The 17952-nt window shown below is 59.9% G+C and carries 17 protein-coding genes; 7 read left to right on the top strand and 10 right to left on the bottom strand.

From position 1 onward, the window contains the following. The first annotated feature begins 28 nt into the window (after positions 1-28). Positions 29-463, top strand: coding sequence for a SufE family protein (locus GKA01_RS05115; RefSeq protein ID WP_146859867.1), 435 nt, complete (start codon positions 29-31; stop codon positions 461-463). A 46-nt stretch (positions 464-509) separates the two neighbouring features. Here the strand turns inward: GKA01_RS05115 and GKA01_RS05120 are convergent, their stop codons facing one another. The 3 genes from GKA01_RS05120 to GKA01_RS05130 all read right to left on the bottom strand — a co-directional run bounded on the left by GKA01_RS05120 (position 510) and on the right by GKA01_RS05130 (position 4113). Then, positions 510-788 carry a hypothetical protein gene (locus tag GKA01_RS05120; RefSeq protein WP_146859870.1) on the bottom strand — a complete coding sequence of 93 codons (279 nt, stop codon included), beginning with the start codon at positions 786-788 and terminating at the stop codon, positions 510-512. 115 nt (positions 789-903) lie between these two features. After that, positions 904-1554 carry an energy transducer TonB gene (locus GKA01_RS05125; RefSeq protein ID WP_228119840.1) on the bottom strand — a complete coding sequence of 217 codons (651 nt, stop codon included), beginning with the start codon at positions 1552-1554 and terminating at the stop codon, positions 904-906. A 132-nt stretch (positions 1555-1686) separates the two neighbouring features. Then, positions 1687-4113, bottom strand: coding sequence for a glucose/quinate/shikimate family membrane-bound PQQ-dependent dehydrogenase (locus GKA01_RS05130; RefSeq protein WP_146859872.1), 2427 nt, complete (start codon positions 4111-4113; stop codon positions 1687-1689). A gap of 310 nt (positions 4114-4423) precedes the next feature. On the opposite strand from GKA01_RS05130, the gene rpmI reads away from it, so the two are divergent. From rpmI to lpxB, 5 genes are all read left to right on the top strand, one after another. Then, positions 4424-4624, top strand: a complete 201-nt coding sequence (rpmI, locus tag GKA01_RS05135) for a 50S ribosomal protein L35 (protein WP_046901279.1) — start codon at positions 4424-4426, stop codon at positions 4622-4624. A 13-nt stretch (positions 4625-4637) separates the two neighbouring features. Continuing rightward, entirely contained in the window at positions 4638-4994 is a 357-nt protein-coding gene (gene rplT / locus GKA01_RS05140) for a 50S ribosomal protein L20 (RefSeq protein ID WP_011251849.1), read from the top strand. 97 nt (positions 4995-5091) lie between these two features. Next, positions 5092-6162: a phenylalanine--tRNA ligase subunit alpha gene (gene pheS / locus GKA01_RS05145; RefSeq protein ID WP_146859874.1), complete on the top strand. Its 1071-nt coding sequence runs from the start codon at positions 5092-5094 to the stop codon at positions 6160-6162. A 1-nt stretch (position 6163) separates the two neighbouring features. Then, complete coding sequence (gene pheT, locus GKA01_RS05150) at positions 6164-8632, top strand: phenylalanine--tRNA ligase subunit beta (RefSeq protein ID WP_146859876.1); 2469 nt, start codon at positions 6164-6166, stop codon at positions 8630-8632. Next, a complete protein-coding gene (gene lpxB / locus GKA01_RS05155) occupies positions 8629-9876 on the top strand; it encodes a lipid-A-disaccharide synthase (RefSeq protein WP_146859878.1) in 1248 nt (415 codons plus the stop codon). The genes pheT and lpxB overlap by 4 nt, the downstream gene beginning before the upstream one ends. A gap of 4 nt (positions 9877-9880) precedes the next feature. On the opposite strand, the gene trpS is transcribed toward lpxB, so the two are convergent. Next, positions 9881-10870, bottom strand: a complete 990-nt coding sequence (gene trpS / locus GKA01_RS05160) for a tryptophan--tRNA ligase (RefSeq protein WP_146859880.1) — start codon at positions 10868-10870, stop codon at positions 9881-9883. Between the two features lie 30 nt (positions 10871-10900). Beyond that, positions 10901-11482: a c-type cytochrome gene (locus GKA01_RS05165; protein ID WP_228119805.1), complete on the bottom strand. Its 582-nt coding sequence runs from the start codon at positions 11480-11482 to the stop codon at positions 10901-10903. Between GKA01_RS05165 and GKA01_RS05170 the strand changes: the two genes are divergently transcribed. After that, positions 11481-12023 carry a thymidine kinase gene (locus GKA01_RS05170; protein WP_146859882.1) on the top strand — a complete coding sequence of 181 codons (543 nt, stop codon included), beginning with the start codon at positions 11481-11483 and terminating at the stop codon, positions 12021-12023. The genes GKA01_RS05165 and GKA01_RS05170 overlap by 2 nt on opposite strands. 30 nt (positions 12024-12053) lie before the next feature. Here GKA01_RS05170 and GKA01_RS05175 read toward each other — a convergent pair whose 3' ends face one another. The 5 genes from GKA01_RS05175 to dxs all read right to left on the bottom strand — a co-directional run bounded on the left by GKA01_RS05175 (position 12054) and on the right by dxs (position 17952). After that, positions 12054-12560 carry an FKBP-type peptidyl-prolyl cis-trans isomerase gene (locus GKA01_RS05175; protein WP_146859884.1) on the bottom strand — a complete coding sequence of 169 codons (507 nt, stop codon included), beginning with the start codon at positions 12558-12560 and terminating at the stop codon, positions 12054-12056. A 26-nt stretch (positions 12561-12586) separates the two neighbouring features. Continuing rightward, a complete protein-coding gene (locus GKA01_RS05180; RefSeq protein WP_077803082.1) occupies positions 12587-13819 on the bottom strand; it encodes an argininosuccinate synthase in 1233 nt (410 codons plus the stop codon). Between the two features lie 77 nt (positions 13820-13896). After that, positions 13897-15120, bottom strand: a complete 1224-nt coding sequence (rlmN, locus tag GKA01_RS05185; RefSeq protein WP_146859887.1) for a 23S rRNA (adenine(2503)-C(2))-methyltransferase RlmN — start codon at positions 15118-15120, stop codon at positions 13897-13899. A gap of 80 nt (positions 15121-15200) precedes the next feature. After that, entirely contained in the window at positions 15201-15962 is a 762-nt protein-coding gene (locus GKA01_RS05190; protein ID WP_146859889.1) for a TlyA family RNA methyltransferase, read from the bottom strand. Positions 15963-15969: 7 nt separating this feature from the next. Further along, complete coding sequence (gene dxs, locus GKA01_RS05195; protein ID WP_146859891.1) at positions 15970-17952, bottom strand: 1-deoxy-D-xylulose-5-phosphate synthase; 1983 nt, start codon at positions 17950-17952, stop codon at positions 15970-15972.

Raw genomic sequence — 17952 nt, forward strand, 5'->3', positions numbered from 1 at the left:
GCGATGTGTGTAAGGGAGTTTATGACGCGTGAATGACGCCTATCTCGTTCCGCAGGAAGACACGGCTGCGGCTGCCATCGCTGAAATCGAGGCAGAGCTGTCCCTGTTTGATGACTGGATGGAACGGTATCAGTACATCATTGAAATGGGGCGTAAACTGCCCTCTTTCCCGGAAGACTGGCAGGACGACATGCACAGGGTGCCTGGATGCCAGAGTCAGGTCTGGCTGGAAGCCTTCGAGAGGGATGGGAAGCTGCTTTTTGCTGGTGCGTCCGATGCCGCAATCGTGCAGGGTCTCGTCGCGCTTTTGCTGCGCGTCTATTCCGGGCGTACGAAAGCGGAAATTCTGGGAACCAGCCCGATATTTCTGCACGAGATGGGACTGGTTAAAGCGCTGTCGACGAACCGGGGGAATGGTGTGGAGGCCATGGCTCAAGCCATTCAAAAGCGCGCGGCGTTGTAAAAACAGCCCCTGCCGTCAGATGTCGGCAGGGGTTTTGCAACCGGTTTTACTGCGGATGATTTTCCGAAGCTGACGGGATCTTACCATCGGTTACGTTGTGTGGTGCCGTGGCTGAGGGGGCCGAGCCGGTCGTGGGGCCGGTTCCAGAAATAGCGGGCGGGCACTTGGTGAACTTGCCTTTTTTGTCTCGGCAGGGTTTTGGCTTCTGGGGTGCTTCGCATTTGGCGAATTTCCCCTTGTCATCGCGACAGGGTTTGGCGTGGGCAATCTGGGCACCGAGCGCCAGAATGGCAAGAGCAGCGACAGACAGGCGACGGAATGGCATGGGGATTCTCTCCAGTACTGTGACCCCTCCCTGTTATCGTAGGGCTTTGATCGGGCCTTTGCATTAGAATGCTATACGCCTTGATTGGAATGCAAGTTTCACAGCGTCGGGAACCCTAGCGAAATCCTTTCTGATCGATGGGGTGAGAATTGTCCCAGTTCACGCTGCCCTCGTACGTACTTTCAACAGGGTTTCCGTCTCTGAAAGCCGGGTAATAACGTGCGAGGCTGAAATAGGCGAGCGTGGCTTTCTGAAGAAGCGTAGGGCCTTTGCTTGCCGAACATTCATGTGCAACGCCTATCGGATCGATTTTGCATGTGACCGTGATTTTGCCGCCTAGTCCCGTCACGTCAGCGGCTTCCGGGAAATACGGCGCCCGTGAATGCGCTTTGTCGAAAGTCGGTTTCGCCAGGTCTGGGGAGGTATGGAATGTATAAGTGTATTCCCAGGCCCCCTGGATCGCGACCCCATTTTCGTATGCAGGAAGGAAGGTCGAACTGTAGACGAGGTTTTCAGCCGCAAGAGCAAAGTCGGGTTGGGATGCTGTAGTCTGACAATCCGTTGCGAAACCTGCGTCGCTGATGGTGCAGCGGATATGAGCGGTTCCGTTCTGATGTCGCTCAAGCTCGGCGGGTGGATAAATGAGAATGCCGTGATGGTGGGGGTCAAGCATCGGGGCCGTGTGCTCTTCAGCATGAGCGCTGCTTGTTCCGGCCAACAGGAGGATGCTCGCCAGCAGCGTAGGGCGTACAGCATCTGTTATCATCACGGTCCTCAGATTCAACGAAGGGTGTTACGTTATGTAACGGACTTTGTGGTCTGCCAGTAAGAGAAATAAAAAAAGGGGATACCGATTGGCATCCCCCTTTTTTTCCATAACCTTTCGGGTCCCGTCAGATCATTTCTGATCGGGCAGGGCGTAGGCGATGATGTCGTCGCCCATGCGGGTCGGGAACGAGTTGTGTCCGCCTGCATAGGTTACGATGTACTGCTTGCCGTTGATGGCATAGGTCATCGGAGTGTTCTGGGCGCCAGCCGGCAGGCGATCCTGCCAGAGGACCTTGCCTGTCGTCAGGTTGTAAGCCCGGATGTAGTAATCCATGGACGACGTCAGGATGCCGATGTTGCCAGCTGTGGAGAGCGGGCCACCAAGGCTCGGGACACCGATCTTGATCGGCGGCAGCGGGATCGGCAGGGAGCTTCCGTACATCGAGTCACGCAGGGTGCCGTTGCGGTGCTGCCAGACAACCTTGTTGGTCTTCAGGTCAATACCGGCGACATAGCCCCAGGGCGGCGTGCGGCAGGGCATCTTGATGCCGAACGGCAGGAGCACCGGATCCAGGAACGGATGCAGATCCACGGCATAAGGAATGCCATAGTTGTGCTGCAGACCGGTTTCGCCGCCCGTGCCCTTAGCATTCTCTTCAGGCCAGAGCGGGTTGCCCGGTCCGCGGGGAACCAGCTTCGAGACAAATGGCAGGGAGATCGGGTTGGCGAAAGCCACCTGACGCTGCGGGTCGACCGAGAGGCCACCCCATTCGAACATTCCCAGATCGCCCGGGAAAATGAGCGAGCCGTTGAGCGACGGCGGCGTGAAGGGGCCTTCGTAGCGCAATCTGTGGAAATAGATGCTGCAGAACATCTGGTCGAAGATCGTGCCGCCCCAGATATCGGAGTCGTTCAACGGGTTCTTCGGACGTAGGGTCAGCTGCGACATCGGCTGGGTGGGGCTGGTGTGATCGCCCGGAGCAGCGCCGCCGGGAACGGGAGTTTCCGGAGCAGGGACGATTTCCTTGCCAGTGCGCCGGTCGAGGACAAAAATATCACCGGTCTTGGTCGGTGCGTAGATGGCCGGAACGAGTGTGCCGTCCTTCTGGGTAATGTCCACGAGGCTCGGCTGGGACGGAACGTCCATGTCCCACAGGTCATGGTGAACGGTCTGGTAGAACCAGGCGAGCTTGCCCGTGTCTGCGTTCAGCGCGACGATGCCCGGAGCGAAACGCTCGGAATCCTTCGTGCGGTCACCGCCCCACTGGTCGGGGGTACCCACGCCCATCGGGATGTACACGAGGTTCAGATTCTTGTCGTAGGACGACACGATCCACGAGTTCGGGGAGTTCGGGTGGAAGACAGGATGACTGTCATCCGGAAGCTGGTTCGGATCCGGGTTGGATGCATCGAACACCCAGACGCGCTTGCCGGTGTAGACGTCGAATGCCTGCGTGGCGCCTGAAGCCTGCTTGACCGAACCGTTATCGGTGATGGCGCTGTTGGCGATGATCAGCTTGTCCGTGATGACCGGCGGGGACGTCGGTTCGTACTGTCCGGGCGTCGTGTAAGGCTGGTTTGGAAGGCGCAGATTGATTTCGCCATTCGTGCCGAAGCCGGAGCATGTTTTGCCCGTATCCGCATCGACTTCAACCAGGCGACCATCATTGACCGGCAGGATGATGCGCTTGGCGCAGTCCGTCGGAGCAGGGTTGCCGTCGGAATCCGTAGCATTGGCGGGTGTTTCATGGAAGCTGACGCCACGGCAGGTCAGATGCTGGAAGCCCGGATTGATCTGCAGCTTCGGATCATACGTCCATTTCACGCTGCCCGTCGCCCCGTCGATCGCAAACAGTTGCTGATGCAGCGAGCACATATAAAGCGTGTTGTTGAACTCGATCGGGGTCGCTTCGTTCGTTGCTTCGCCCGGGTCGTTGGAGTTCATCATATCCTTGGTGTGGATATGCCATGCGACCTTGAGGTTGCTGACGTTGGACGCGTTGATCTGGTTCAGGGGGGACCAGCGGTCACCGGCTTGCGTACGACCATAAGCATGCCACTCGCTGGCCGGAACGTTGTCCGGGTCGGCGGGGGAGGCGTTTGCGATCTGCGTCGGCAGTTCGCCGCTGATGTCATGCGGGTCGGTGAAGAGGCTGGCGAATAGGGCCAGAACCGCAACGCCAACGGCGCCGGCGAGCGGTAGGACGGTCGTCCGCGTGCCGCCGATCTGGCGGGAGACGAACGGCAGCAGCAGCCAGATGCCGAGGATGATGACGATGTCCGAGCGCGGGATCAGGGACCAGATGTCGAGACCGACAACCGTGAGTTCCCAGATGACCGTTGCGAAAACGACGACTGCGAACAGATAGAGAGCAGCCGGATTGCGCCGGAATGAGAGGAAAGCCGTGGCGAGGAGCGCCAGACCGAGGAGGACATAATAAAGGGGGCCGCCGATGGCAGCGACCCATGCGCCGCCAACGGTAAGGATCGCGCCGCAAAGCGCGAAGACCGCGGCCGTTATCAGGGCCCAGAGCCCTGGCCGGGATGTTGTACTCATGATGTTCCTGAAGATGTTGTTCTGGTGCAGCACGGTGACTTCCGGACAAAGCACATGGAAGGATATCAAGGGTCAAGATGTCAGAAGGTTCATCTCGCTCACGTCACTGTGAGGGCATTCACGTCGTCGTGACTTGAGGAAAGGGGGAACTTATGATTGAGCGTTCAAGAAAATAATGCGCTTGCAGAATACTTTGGTCTCCGATAAGGACACCGCTTCCGCGCACGCGTCCGGGCCACGAGTGGCATGCCCGGCCGTGCAGAGTCCTTACTGTGTGCAGGACCAATCGTTTACGGCGAGGGAGACCGAAATGCCCAAGATGAAGACCAAGTCGTCGGTCAAGAAGCGGTTCAAGATCACCGCGACCGGCAAAGTGATGTGCGGCCCGGGCAACAAGCGCCATGGCCTTATCAACCGTCCGCAGAAGATGAAGCGCACCAACCGTGGTCCTCAGACCATGACGGACATGGATGCGAAGACAATCAAGCAGTGGGCGCCCTACGGGCTCTGAGGAGATAAGGTAAATGGCACGTGTCAAGCGGGGCGTAACGTCGCACGCCCGTCACAAGAAGGTTCTCGAGCTCGCCAAGGGTTATCGCGGCCGTTCGTCCACGAACTACCGTATCGCTCTGGAGCGCGTCGAGAAGGCGCTGCGTTATGCGTATCGTGACCGTCGCAACAAGAAGCGTGATTTCCGCGCCCTGTGGATCCAGCGTATCAACGCTGCTGTTCGCGAGCATGGTCTGACGTACAGCCGCTTCATCAATGGTCTGGACAAGGCTGGCATCGAGATCGACCGTAAGGTTCTCGCCGCCATCGCTTTTGACGATAGCGCCGCTTTCGGTGAAATCGTGAAGAAGGCCCAGGCCGCTCTCGGCTGAGCTTTTCCGGCTTGATCCCTTCGGGGGTCTGGTGACTGGCGGGCCGTCCTGTTATCAGGACGGCCCGTTTTGTTTTGTGCTGCAGGGGATGGGCGGTATGGCTGACGATCTCGATATACTCAGGAATGATACGCTGGCGGCGCTGGCTGGTGCGCAGGACCGTGCTCAGTGGGATGCGATCCGCGTCGGGACACTGGGTAAATCCGGTGCGTTGACGGGTTTGCTCAAGCAGCTCGGCAAGCTGGAGCCTGAGGAACGCAAGGAACGCGGTCAGGCGCTGAACCGTCTGCGTGACGAACTGACCGCAGCTGTTGAGGCGCGTGGTCGCGACCTTGAGGAAGAGGCGCTTCAGGCCCGCCTGCGCTCCGAGCGCGTCGATGTGACGATGCCCGCGCCTTCGGTTGTGGCGGGCACCATTCATCCCATCAGTCGCACCATTGAGGAAATGACGGCTATTTTCGGCGCGATGGGTTTTTCCGTTGCCGAAGGGCCGGATATCGAGAGCCAGTGGCACAATTTCTCGGCGCTTAATACGCCAGACCATCACCCTGCACGGACCGAGCACGACACGTTCTATCTGCCGCCGAAGGCTGAAGGGGGGGAGGCACGGCTTCTACGCACGCAGACTTCGGGCGTGCAGATCCGCACGATGCTCGGCTCACAGCCTCCTATCCGTATTATAGCGCCCGGTCGGACTTATCGTGCCGACCATGATGCAACCCATTCGCCGATGTTCCATCAGTGCGAAGGTCTTGTGGTCGATCGCAACATCACGCTTGGCCACCTTAAGGGCTGCTTGATCGAATTCCTGCGCGTCTATTTCGACAAGCCGAACCTGCCTGTCCGTTTCCGGGCATCCTATTTCCCGTTCACCGAGCCTTCCATGGAAGTTGATATCGGCTGGTCGAAGGCGACTGGCGAGATCGGTGGTGGCTCTGACTGGCTGGAAGTTCTGGGATCAGGGATGATCCATCCACGGGTTCTGGCGAACTGTGGGCTTGATCCGGCCGAATGGCAGGGATTTGCGTTCGGAATGGGCATTGAGCGTCTGGCGATGCTGAAGAATGGCATTCCCGATTTGCGCTCTTTCTACGAAAGCGATCTGCGCTGGCTGCGTCATTACGGATTTTCGGCGTTTTCGCCGGCCACGCTGACGGAGGGCGTGTGACATGAAGTTCTCTCTTTCCTGGCTGCGCGAACATCTTGATTTTACGGCTTCTGTTGAAGAGGTCTGTGCCCGGCTGAATGTCATCGGGCTTGAGGTCGAGAGCGTTGAGAATCCTGCCGACCGTCTGGTAGGTTTTCGAACGGCTAAGATCGTGGACGCGCATCGCCATCCGGATGCGGACCGGCTTCAGGTCTGCCGGGTTGCTGCAGGCGCCGGCTTTGAAGATGTGCAGGTCGTATGTGGCGCGCCGAATGCCCGCGCGGGTCTGCATGTGATTTTCGCGACGCCGGGGGCGTATGTTCCTGGGCTAGACATCTCCATCAAGAAGGGCAAGATCCGGGGGCAGGACAGCAACGGTATGCTGTGCTCCCTGAAGGAACTGGGGCTGGGCGAGGAAAGCAACGGGATTGCCGAGCTTTCTGATGCGGCTCCGATCGGTGAGTCCTATGCAGCCTATGCGGAACTAGATGATCCGGTTATCGAGATCGCGATTACGCCCAATCGCGGCGATGCGCTGAGCATTCGTGGCATTGCACGCGATCTGGCCGCGGGAGGCATCGGGCGTCTCAAGCCATGGCTTACGGAAGCGGTGGAAGGGGATTTCCCGCCGCCTCTGGCATGGAGGACCGAGCATCCGGCTTGTCCGTATATCGTTGGGCGCGTTATTCGGAATGTGAAGAACGGGCCGAGCCCGGATTGGCTGCGGCGGCGTCTGGAAGCTGTTGGGGTCAAGCCGATTTCGGCGCTCGTCGATGTGACGAATTACCTTACCTACGATCTTGGTCGCCCGCTGCATGTCTTTGATGTTGCGAAACTTAAAGGCGATACGCTGACGGTGACGCATGCCGCGCGCGAGACCTTTACCGGCCTTGATGGGCGCGAATATGTGCTCGGTACCGAGGATATGGTCATTGTCGATGAAGCCGGGGTGCAGTCGCTTGCCGGTCTGATAGGCGGCGAAAGTAGCGGAGTTGACGAGAACACGACGGATGTGTTCGTGGAATCCGCTCTATTCGATCCGGTACGAATTGCCCTGACCGGACGCCGTCTGGCCATTCACACCGATGCACGCCAGCGTTTCGAGCGGGGGATTGATCCGGCACAGGTTCTTAACGGGCTTGAGGCTGCTACGATCATGATCCGCGACCTATGTGGTGGTGAGGTTAGTGAGATTGCCGAAGCAGGCACCCTGCCGGACTGGAAGCGGACCGCGACGCTGCGTTTCGAGCGTCTGAAGACGTTGGGTGGCGTGGATATTGCATCTGAAGATGCCGTACGGGCTCTGGAACATCTCGGCTTTGAGGTGACTGAGCAGGCGGTGGACGCTGCGACGTTCCTTGTGCCGTCCTGGCGGAATGATATCGCGTCGGGACAGGTTCTGGCGCAGGCACCAACACTGGACGAGGCTGTGGCGGCAAAGGCTGCGAGCCATGTTCAGGCCATGGAGGCAGAGTGCGATCTGCTTGAGGAAGTGCTGCGTCTTTACGGGCTGGACAATGTTCCAGCGGTCGCGCTTCCGCAGATGACGGTGGTTCCGGCTCCGGCCGTGACCCCCCTTCAGGCCCGTGCGGCTCTGCTTCGGCGGATCTGTGCAGCGCGCGGACTGACCGAGACTGTCGGTTTTTCCTTTGTAGCACAGGATGATGCGGCGCTGTTCGGAGAGCTTCCGGAAACGCAGCATCTTCTGAACCCGATTGCTACGGATCTGGACCAGCTTCGTCCTACCCCGCTGGTCAATCTGGCACGGGCATTGTCACGCAATCTGGCGCGCGGCCTTGGTGTCTCGGGCGAAGGCGCGTTGTTTGAGGTTGGACCGAGCTTCGACGCGACGGGTCAGCATCTGCGTCTTGCCGGTCTTCGGGCTGGGCTGACCGCACGTGAGCCGGGTGTGGCTGCATATGAAGCCAGCCTTTGGGATGTGAAGGCGGATTTGTCGGCGGCCCTGGTGGCTTTGGGGGTGCCGGAAGCGGCTCTGTCCGTGACGGCGGATGCGCCAGGGTTCTATCATCCGGGTCGTTCCGGGCAGGTTCGACAGGGGCCAAAGACGGTTCTGGGCAGCTTTGGCGAACTGCATCCGCGTGTTGCGCGGGCCTTGGGTCTGAGCGGAACCGTGGTGGCGTTTGAAGTTTATCTGGATCAGGTGCCCCAGCCGAAGGTGAAGCGGAAAACCGTGCCTGTCCTGTCGTCGTTGCAGCCTGTCCGGCGTGACTTTGCTTTCGTTGCAGGACCGGATGTTGAAATCCAGGCCGTTCTGAAAGCGGTGCGGATGGCGGATCGTAATCTGGTGCAGGATGTCCGGCTGTTCGACGTGTTCGAGGGAGGCAGTCTGCCAGAAGGGCATCGCTCGCTTGGTGTGGAAGTGGTCTTGCAGCCGCAGAATGAGAGTCTTACGGATACGCAGCTTGAAGCGGTTTCCAAATCGGTGGAAGCTGCGGTGCTCAAGGCAACAGGGGCTGTGCTGCGTCGATGAACTCTCTTCCAGAATCCGGATCTGATGGACAGTCCACAGCGGACCCTTCCCAAAAGACCACGCCTTTGCCCCGGTACGGGCGGGTGATCTGGATTCTGGCAGGTGAGGCCAGCGGAGACGTGATTGGCGCGCGCCTGATGCAGGCGCTTCATGCGCAGGACCCATCGCTGGTTTTTGCTGGGGTTGGCGGCGGCCGTATGGAAGCGCTGGGACTGCATAGCCTGTTCCCGATGAGCGACCTGGCCGTCATGGGCCTTGTCGAAGTGCTGCCCCGTCTACGTCATCTGTCGCAGCGGCTTCTGGAAGCAGTTCAGGATATCGAACTCCGGAAACCCGATCTTGTCGTAACGATCGACAGTCCGGGTTTTGCTCTGCGCTTGTTGCAGAAAATCGAGCGTTCCGGGATCAAACGCGTGCACTATGTCGCGCCGCAGGTTTGGGCTTGGCGGGAAAGCCGGGTCAAGGAGTTCCCTGGTTTGTGGGACCGGCTCCTTTGCCTGCTGCCTTTTGAACCTGAGTGGTTTGCAAAGCGCGGGCTGGAGGGGCGCTTTGTTGGGCATCCGGTGCTTCAGTCCGGCGTGCGGCAGGGGAATGCGCAGCGGTTCAGGTCGCGGCATAACATTCCGATCCATGCGCCTGTCGTAATCCTGATGCCGGGTAGTCGGCGTTCGGAAGCACCCCGGCTTCTGCCTGTGTTTCGCAGGATGTTGGATCTGTTGCGGGTGCAATATCCGGATATCTGTCCTGTGATCCCGGTTGCGCCTGTGATTGCGCCGACGATCCGTCAGCTGATCCGCAAATGGCCGGTCCAGCCGCATATCGTTACCGACATTCATGACAAGCACGATGCCTTTGCGGCTGCTCAGTGTGCCCTGACCAAGTCAGGGACCTCCACGCTGGAACTCGCTATGGGTAATGTGCCGATGGCGGTGACGTATCGGGTCAACCCGGTGACGGCCACGATTGCTCGGCGTCTGATAAAAGTGCCGCATGTGGCGATGGTCAATCTTTTGGCCGGGCGGGAAGTTGTACCGGAGCTGCTTCAGGAAGATTGCACGCCAAAGAAGCTGGCTGAAATGGTCTCAAGGTTGTTAAGTGATCCGCATATGGTGGAAAAGCAGCGTATGGCGTTTGCTGACGTGCTTGAGATGCTCTCGCCGCCTGTGGGAACGCCGGCTGATGCAGCTGCTGCGGAGATCATGGATTTGCTGAACGAATCGGTTTCCCGGTCGTCCAGCATCTGAAATTCTAGCGTAGGAAGCCTACGAGGCGTTCGGCTTCCTGAACGATTGGTTCCGAAATACTGTTCGCGCGTTCGGCACCTGCACGCAGGACAGAGAGTAGATGCGCTTCGTCCTGAAGCAGGCGTTGCGTTTCGCTGGCGACCGGCGCCAGACGTTCTACCAGAAGATCCGCGAGAGCATTCTTGAACGGGCCAAAGCCCTGACCGCTGAAGCGGGCCAGAATGTCTGCCGGTGTTTCATCCGACATGGCTGCATAGATGGAGACGAGGTTCCGGGCTTCCGGACGTTCGCTAAGACCATCCATTTCGCTGGGGAGCGGTTCGGAATCAGTCTTGGCGCGGCGGATTTTCAGGGCAATGTCGTCTGCTGTGTCGGTCAGGACAATGCGGCTCTGTTCTGACGGGTCAGACTTGGACATCTTCTTGCTGCCGTCGCGCAGGCTCATGACGCGGGCCGCAGCAGGAGGGATAAAGGCTTCCACCTGCGGGAAAAACTCCACGCCCATATCATGATTGAATTTCTGGCCGATATCATTGGTGAGTTCGATATGTTGGCGTTGGTCTTCGCCGACAGGAACGCGGGTTGCGTGGAAGGCCAGAATGTCGGCCGCCATTAGGTTCGGATAGACGTACAGGCCCGCCGAATGGTTTTCGCGGTTCTTGCCCGCCTTGTCCTTGAACTGGGTCATGCGGTTGAGCCAGCCGAGGCGTGAGACACAGTTGAAAATCCAGCCGAGGCGGGCATGTGCACTGACGGCGGACTGGTTGTACAGGCGTGTGGGTTCGATTCCGGCCGCCAGCAGACATGCTGTTGAGCCGAGCGTTTGTCCACGCAGGGTCTGCGGGTCCCAGGGCATGGTGATGGAATGAAGATCCACCAGGCAGAAGACGCAGTCATGGTCTTTCTGCAGCGTAACCCAGTTTCGGATTGCTCCGAGATAATTGCCCAGATGGGGAATGCCGGTTGGTTGGATGCCGGAAAATACGCGCTGCATGGATTTCTGTCTTCAGCTTGTTGAAAAGGGTCAGGGGAGGGGATGGCGCTGGTCCAGCGTCTGCCGTTCCAGCAGGACATCTGTTGCCGACATCGGATGAGCGCGGGCGCCGGCGATGTCGGCTGCGGTGAAGGTCGGCGCGCTTTCCGGCATTTCCTGGCTTGCAACAAACGTCAGGATGCGGGCTATCTCTTCGTCAGGAAGGCGATGGAATGACGGCATGGAGCTGTTGTAATGGCCCCCACCGGCCATAATGGAACCGTCCAGCCCGTACAGCAGGACATCGATCAGGTAGTGATGGCCTTCGGGTGTTCGTGCAATCGGGCCGACGCGTCCGAAAATGGGAGCGATTTCGGAGACCTGGCCGTGCCCTCCGTGATGGCAGATACTGCATTCGTTGGAGTATTCGCGCGGCGCCTGAACGCGATTTTCCCAGGCATGGGCGATCACGAAGATAACCACCATGGAGATGGCAAGCAGCAGGGGCAGCCGGACAGCAGGGTCAATTCTGATCACAGTGTCGTTGTGCCATTTCCTGAGACGTTTCAGCAAGGGCGGGCTTGGCAAAACGGCCGGAATAGGGCTCATGGCGGTATCGGAAGGAGAAACCATGACCGCCAGAGGACGTCTTGTAGTCTATGTGGGGCCCATGTTTGCGGGTAAATCCGCGCATCTGATTGCCGCTGCGAAAAGGGAAGCGGATGTTCTGGCCCTGAAGCCGGGTTTTGACACGCGGGATGGTTCTGAACTTGTGAGTCGCGACGGATCGCATCTTGCGGCTGTGTCTGCAAATGCCTGGCCAGCCGATGCCGGCCGGTACAATCATATCGTGCTGGATGAGGGGCAGTTCTGGGTTTCGCCGCATTACAGCGGAGATATCGTTCAGGATATTCTGAACGCGCGTCTGCGAGGTGCGTCTGTGACCGTGGGTGGCCTGGATACGGATTACCGACGCATTCCCTTCGATGTCATGACGCGACTGATGGATGAAGCGGACGAGGTTATTGTCCTGACCGCGCGCTGTCATATCTGTGGGAAACCCGCTGCCTGGACGGCGAAAAGCCATGAGACCGGACAGCTTCTGGAGACAGGGGACCAGGAGCTTTATGAAGCGCGCTGTGATGCACACTGGTCCCTTCCGGACGGGCCCTGAGGGCCGGTTCCGGAAGGGAGCAGGTGGCTCTTACTGCTGGCCACCGCCACTGTTGTTGACGCCCAGCAGGCGGATCTTGAAGATCAGGGGGCTGTTGGGCGGGATGATGCCCATAGAACGTTTACCGTAGCCAAGGTTCGGCGGCAGATAGAGCATCCATTCGTCGCCGACATGCATCATGGGCAGCGCTTCAAGCCAGCCCTGCACCAGACCGTCGAGCGGCATTTCCATGTAGGCGCCGTTACCGTGCTGGTCGGAGCTGTCGAAAATGCCGCCATCCGGCAGACGGCCTTCGTAGATGACCATGATGGTGGACCCGTGATGCGGGCTGTCACCATCCTTCGGGCCTGACTGGAGAACCTTGTAGGACAGGCCGTCCGGAAGGGTCTTTACCCCCGGAGTTGCATGGATTTTCGCCATGAACTGCTCGGGCGTCAGGTCGGAGTCATCCGTGTGCTTGTGGCCACCCGCACACCCTGTCAGGGCGAGGGCGCCACACAGGGCGAAAGCGGATGTGAGACGGATCAGACTGGTCATGGTCCCCCGGGGAGTCAGTTGAGAAATCAGAGCGTGCCGCCACGACGGCCGATCTGGCCGCCGAGCCGCAGGCGCAGGGCGTTGAGCTTGATGAAGCCCTGGGCATCCTGCTGATTATAGGCACCTTCGTCGTCCTCGAAAGTCACGACGCGGGTATCGTACAGGCTGTGGGGGCTTTCACGGCCGACGCAGGTCACATTACCCTTGTACAGGCGCATGCGGACACGACCGGTCACGGAATGCTGGCTGGTGTCGATAAGAGCCTGAAGCATCCGGCGCTCGGGCGAGAACCAGAAACCGTTATAGATGATTTCGGCGTAGCGCGGCATGATGCTGTCCTTGAGATGGGCAGCTTCGCGGTCGAGCGTGATACTTTCGATGGAACGGTGTGCGGCCAGCAGGATCGTACCGCCCGGTGTCTCGTAGATGCCGCGGGATTTCATGCCCACGAAGCGGTTTTCCACGATATCGAGACGGCCGATGCCGTTGTCGCGACCGAGTTCGTTCAGACGGGTCAGCAGGGTTGCCGGGGTCATTTCGACACCGTTGATGGCAACCGGATCACCGCTGACGAAATCGATGGCGATTTCGGTGGCGACGTCAGGGGCTGCTTCCGGGGAGATCGTGCGCTGGAAGACGATTTCTTCGGCGCCGATCGACGGATCTTCAAGCAGTTTGCCTTCGGACGAGGAGTGCAGAAGATTCGCATCCACGGAGAACGGGGCTTCGCCGCGCTTGTCCTTCGTGACGGGGATTTGGTTCTCTTCAGCGAAGGCGAGGAGCTTCGTGCGGGATGTCAGATCCCATTCGCGCCATGGAGCGATGACCTTCACGTCGGGCTTAAGCGAATAATAGCCAAGTTCGAAACGGACCTGATCGTTGCCCTTGCCGGTCGCACCATGCGCCACGGCGTCGGCACCAACAGCTTCGGCAATTTCGATCTGGCGCTGTGCGATCAGCGGACGGGCGATGGACGTGCCAAGCAGGTACTGGCCTTCATAAAGCGTGTTCGCCCGGAACATGGGAAACACGAAATCCTTGACGAAGGTTTCGCGCAGATCCTCGACGAAGATTTCCTTGACGCCGAACATCTCGGCTTTTTTGCGGGCTGGCTCCAGCTCTTCACCCTGTCCGAGATCGGCGGTGAAGGTCACGACCTCACAGTTATAAGTTTTCTGTAGCCAGCGAAGGATTACCGAAGTGTCCAGGCCGCCAGAATAGGCGAGCACAACTTTCTTGACGTCCTGGTGGGCACTCATAACGGCATGGTCCTTGGTGTGTTTCGTTTGGGAAGCGTTTCTAGCAGTTCAGCCCATTGAGGGAAACCGGGGGCGTGTCAGGCATCTCCGCTTACTGTGCGGCGCTGACGTTCGCTTTCGGTTTTCAACTGACCGCAGGCAGCGAGGATGTCCTGGCCACGGGGAGTGCGGATTGGGGATGCGAAACCGGCATCCATCACGATGTTGGCGAATTTTGCGAGCTGCTGGCGGGTTGAAGGCTGGAAGTTCGAGCCGGGCCAGGGATTGAACGGGATCAGATTCACCTTGGCCGGCAGGTCACGGATCAGCCGCACCAGTTCGCGGGCATCGGCTTCGCTGTCGTTTATGCCGCGCAGCATGATGTATTCGAAGGTGATGCGCCGGGAGTTGGAGGCGGCCGGATAGCGGCGGCAGGCGGCGATTAGCTCTTCGATCGGATATTTGCGGTTGAGTGGCACGATCTGATCGCGCTGGTCGTTGGTTACGGCATGCAGGGAAATCGCGAGATTGATGCCCAGTTCTTCGCCGCAGCGGTCCATCATCGGCACGACACCCGAGGTCGAAAGCGTGATGCGGCGGCGGGAGAGCGCGATGCCTTCGCCGTCCATGATGATCCGCATGGCTTTTGCGACATTTTCGTAATTATAGAGCGGCTCTCCCATACCCATCAGCACGATCGTGGAGAGGTAGCGCGGCATGTCGGCGCTGGGGCTGGGCCATTCGCCGTAGCTGTCGCGGGCGGCCATGAATTGGCCGACAATTTCGGCAGGACCCAGGTTGCGGACGAGTTTCTGTGTGCCAGTATGGCAGAAGGTGCAGGACAGGGTGCAGCCGACCTGCGAGGAAATGCAGACAGCACCGCGGTCTTCGCGACGATCCGGGATATAGACGGTTTCGGCTTCCTGACCGTCGCGGAAGCGGAAGAGGAACTTGCGCGTCTCGTCCACGGAGGTCTGTTCGGTTGCGGTCTCGGGACGGCTGACGATGAAATGCTCGGCGAGTTTGGCCTGCATCGGCTTGGCGATGGTGGTCATCGCCGAGAAATCGGTCGCGCCCTGATGGTAGATCCAGTGCCAGAGCTGTTTGGCGCGGAAGGGCTTCTCGCCGATATCCGTCATGAGCGCGGCCAGCTCTTCGCGCGACAGGCCCACCAGATCGCGCCGTCCGTCCGCCAGACGCGCTTCGGGCGGTGCGAACAGCGCGGATTTCGCATGAATGCGCTCGCGCTCGGCGGCGTTCAGGTCGTCGGAGGCGACGGAATTGATTCGGGGGCGGATGTCGGGATGGGTTACGGCTGTCATGACGCCGGAGCCATAGCACGGAGAAGACCCGTATTTCCAAAGGAAAAGCGCGGTCTTCTCCGTAAAACCGTTTTTGAAAACTATTCCGCTTCTGGCGGGGCCGGGCCTGTTTTCCTGGCGGCGATCAGGAACTCACGGTTGCCCTCGGGACCAGTGATGGGGCTCGCTTCGATCCCGAGGACATCCCAGCCGGGGAGGCCTGCAAACCATTCCCGGATTTCTTCGCAGACGCGCTCATGGACCGCCGGATCGCGGACAACACCTTTCGCACCGACTTCGCCACGCCCTGCTTCGAACTGCGGCTTGATGAGCGCGACGGCCCAGGCGTCTGGGGTCGTGAGTTCAAGCGCCGCGGGCAGGACAGTGCGCAGACCGATGAAGCTCGCATCGCAGACAACGATTCCAGCGGCCTCAGGAATCTGTTCGATCGTCAGAGCGCGGGCGTTCGTTTTTTCCATAACGACGACGCGTTCGTCTGAGCGGATTTTCCAGGCAAGCTGCCCATGTCCGACGTCCACGGCATAGACCTTCGCAGCCCCATGCGTGAGCAGGACGTCGGTAAAGCCGCCGGTCGAAGCGCCTACGTCGATGGCGACGCGGTCTTTCGGGTCCAGCCCGAAATGTTCGATGGCGTGAATCAGCTTGAGCCCGCCACGTGAGACCCAGGGATGGTCCTGACCCTTGAGGGCAAGGGGGGCGTCCTCGGGAAGCTGGTCGCCAGCCTTCGCGATCCGGCGATCGCTCGTATAGACGAGGCCCGCCATGATCAGGGCCTGCGCCCGTGTCCGGCTTTCGACCAGCCCCCGGTCAACGAGGAGCTGGTCGGCGCGGCGCTTGGCCATCAGTCGCTCAGGCGGACTGCTGGGCGACTTCGACGCCAAGGGCGTCTGCCGCGGTGCGTACGATATGAGGGGCGGTCAGACCCGCATCTTCGTACTGGGCTTCCTGTGTGTTGTGGTCGATGTAACGGTCGGGCAGGGCCATCGGACGAAACTTGACCTTGTCCAGCAGGCCTGTCTCGGCCAGATGCTGTACAACGAGGCTGCTGAAGCCGCCAATGGCACCTTCTTCAATCGTGATGAAGACTTCGTGCTGGCTGGCCAGTTCTTCGACAAGGGCTTTGTCGATCGGTTTAGCGAAGCGGGCATCGGCAACCGTGACCGGGACACCCTGTGCGGCAAGCTGGTCGGCAGCGCGCAGGGAGTCATGCAGGCGAGGGCCGAGCGACAGGATGGCAACACCGCCACGGGCGTTCGGCGCGCGGCGCGCTTCACGGACGATGCGGCCCTTGCCGATTTCCAGCACTTCACCCTTTTCAGGGAGGTCGAGACCGATACCGTTGCCGCGCGGATAGCGGAAAGCGATCGGACCGTCATCGTACTCGCAGGCCGTGGCCGTGGCGTGGAGAAGCTCCACTTCGTCACAGGGAGCCATGACGACCATGTTCGGCAGGCAGCACAGGTAGTTCAGATCGAAAGAGCCTGCATGGGTGGCGCCATCGGCACCGACCAGACCGGCACGGTCAATGGCAAAACGGACCGGAAGGTTCTGGAGGGCGACGTCGTGGACGACCTGATCATAGGCGCGCTGCAGGAAGGTCGAATAGATTGCGCAGACAGGGCGCAGACCTTCGGAGGCAATACCCGCGGCAAAGGTGACGGCGTGCTGCTCGGCGATTCCGACGTCGAAGAAACGGTCCGGGTAGGCCTTGGCAAAGCCGTTTAATCCGGTTCCCGACGGCATGGCGGCCGTGACGGTAATCAGCTTGTCGTCGGTCTCGGCCCGACGCATCAGTTCGCGGCTGAAGATGGAGGTGTAGCTCGGCGGACCGGCCGGAGCCTTCTTCTGTTCGCCTGTGACAACGTTGAACTTGCTGACGGCATGGTATTTGTCACCGGCGGCTTCGGCGGGTTTGTAGCCGCGGCCCTTCTCGGTGATGATGTGCAACAGGATGGGCCCTTGATCGTCGGCGTCACGCAGGTTGCGCAGGATCGGCACGAGCTGGCTCATGTCGTGGCCGTTGACCGGGCCAACATAGTAGAAGCCGAGCTCTTCAAACAGTGTGCCGCCCGTAATCAGGCCGCGGGCATATTCTTCAGCGCGCTTGGCGGTGCGCTCGATTTTGCCCGGAAGGCGCTTGGCGACCTTGCCGGCGAGATCGCGCAGGCTGAAAAACTGGCGCGAAGACATCAGACGCGACAGGTAGTCCGACATCGAACCGACTGGGGGAGCGATCGACATTTCGTTGTCGTTCAGCACCACGATCAGACGGTTTGCGCCGGGGCCTGCGACTGCGGCGTTGTTCATGGCTTCATAGGCCATGCCGGCAGAAATCGAGCCGTCACCGATCACGGCGATGACGTTGCGTTCGTGATAGCTCGGGTCTTCTTCCGCACGCAGATGGTGCGCAACGGCCATGCCGAGGCCTGCGGAGATGGACGTCGAGGAATGGGCTGCACCGAACGGGTCGTATTCGCTTTCCGCGCGACGGGTAAAGCCTGACAGGCCTTCAGGCTGACGTAGGGTGCGGATGCGGTCGCGGCGTCCGGTCAGGATCTTGTGCGGATAAGCCTGATGGCCGACGTCCCAGATGATGCGGTCGTCCGGCGTGTTGAAAACGGCGTGCAGGGCGACGGTCAGTTCGACCACGCCGAGAGACGCGCCGAGATGGCCACCCGTGGTGGAGACGGCGTCAACGGTTTCCGAGCGCAGTTCGTCGGCGAGCTGCTTGAGCTGGTCAACGGACAGGTTCCGCATGTCGGACGGAAAGCGGATGCGATCCAGCTCCGGATAGCGGCCATAGGTGGGAATCGTGGAGGAATTCTTGCTCAT

The organism is Gluconobacter kanchanaburiensis NBRC 103587 (assembly GCF_007988905.1).
GTDB classification, from domain to species: Bacteria; Pseudomonadota; Alphaproteobacteria; order Acetobacterales; family Acetobacteraceae; genus Gluconobacter; species Gluconobacter kanchanaburiensis.

Excerpts from the sequence above, each read along its gene's own strand:
- rpmI (WP_046901279.1), top strand. The coding sequence starts at position 4,424 with ATGCCCAAGATGAAGACCAAGTCGTCGGTCAAGAAGCGGTTCAAGATC.
- GKA01_RS05180 (WP_077803082.1), bottom strand. The coding sequence starts at position 13,819 with ATGAGTGCCCACCAGGACGTCAAGAAAGTTGTGCTCGCCTATTCTGGC.
- GKA01_RS05175 (WP_146859884.1), bottom strand. The coding sequence starts at position 12,560 with ATGACCAGTCTGATCCGTCTCACATCCGCTTTCGCCCTGTGTGGCGCC.
- GKA01_RS05170 (WP_146859882.1), top strand. The coding sequence starts at position 11,481 with ATGACCGCCAGAGGACGTCTTGTAGTCTATGTGGGGCCCATGTTTGCG.
- GKA01_RS05130 (WP_146859872.1), bottom strand. The coding sequence starts at position 4,113 with ATGAGTACAACATCCCGGCCAGGGCTCTGGGCCCTGATAACGGCCGCG.
- GKA01_RS05120 (WP_146859870.1), bottom strand. The coding sequence starts at position 788 with ATGCCATTCCGTCGCCTGTCTGTCGCTGCTCTTGCCATTCTGGCGCTC.
- pheT (WP_146859876.1), top strand. The coding sequence starts at position 6,164 with ATGAAGTTCTCTCTTTCCTGGCTGCGCGAACATCTTGATTTTACGGCT.
- pheS (WP_146859874.1), top strand. The coding sequence starts at position 5,092 with ATGGCTGACGATCTCGATATACTCAGGAATGATACGCTGGCGGCGCTG.
- lpxB (WP_146859878.1), top strand. The coding sequence starts at position 8,629 with ATGAACTCTCTTCCAGAATCCGGATCTGATGGACAGTCCACAGCGGAC.
- GKA01_RS05125 (WP_228119840.1), bottom strand. The coding sequence starts at position 1,554 with ATGATAACAGATGCTGTACGCCCTACGCTGCTGGCGAGCATCCTCCTG.
- GKA01_RS05190 (WP_146859889.1), bottom strand. The coding sequence starts at position 15,962 with ATGGCCAAGCGCCGCGCCGACCAGCTCCTCGTTGACCGGGGGCTGGTC.
- rlmN (WP_146859887.1), bottom strand. The coding sequence starts at position 15,120 with ATGACAGCCGTAACCCATCCCGACATCCGCCCCCGAATCAATTCCGTC.
- dxs (WP_146859891.1), bottom strand. The coding sequence starts at position 17,952 with ATGAGCAAGAATTCCTCCACGATTCCCACCTATGGCCGCTATCCGGAG.
- rplT (WP_011251849.1), top strand. The coding sequence starts at position 4,638 with ATGGCACGTGTCAAGCGGGGCGTAACGTCGCACGCCCGTCACAAGAAG.
- trpS (WP_146859880.1), bottom strand. The coding sequence starts at position 10,870 with ATGCAGCGCGTATTTTCCGGCATCCAACCAACCGGCATTCCCCATCTG.
- GKA01_RS05165 (WP_228119805.1), bottom strand. The coding sequence starts at position 11,482 with ATGGTTTCTCCTTCCGATACCGCCATGAGCCCTATTCCGGCCGTTTTG.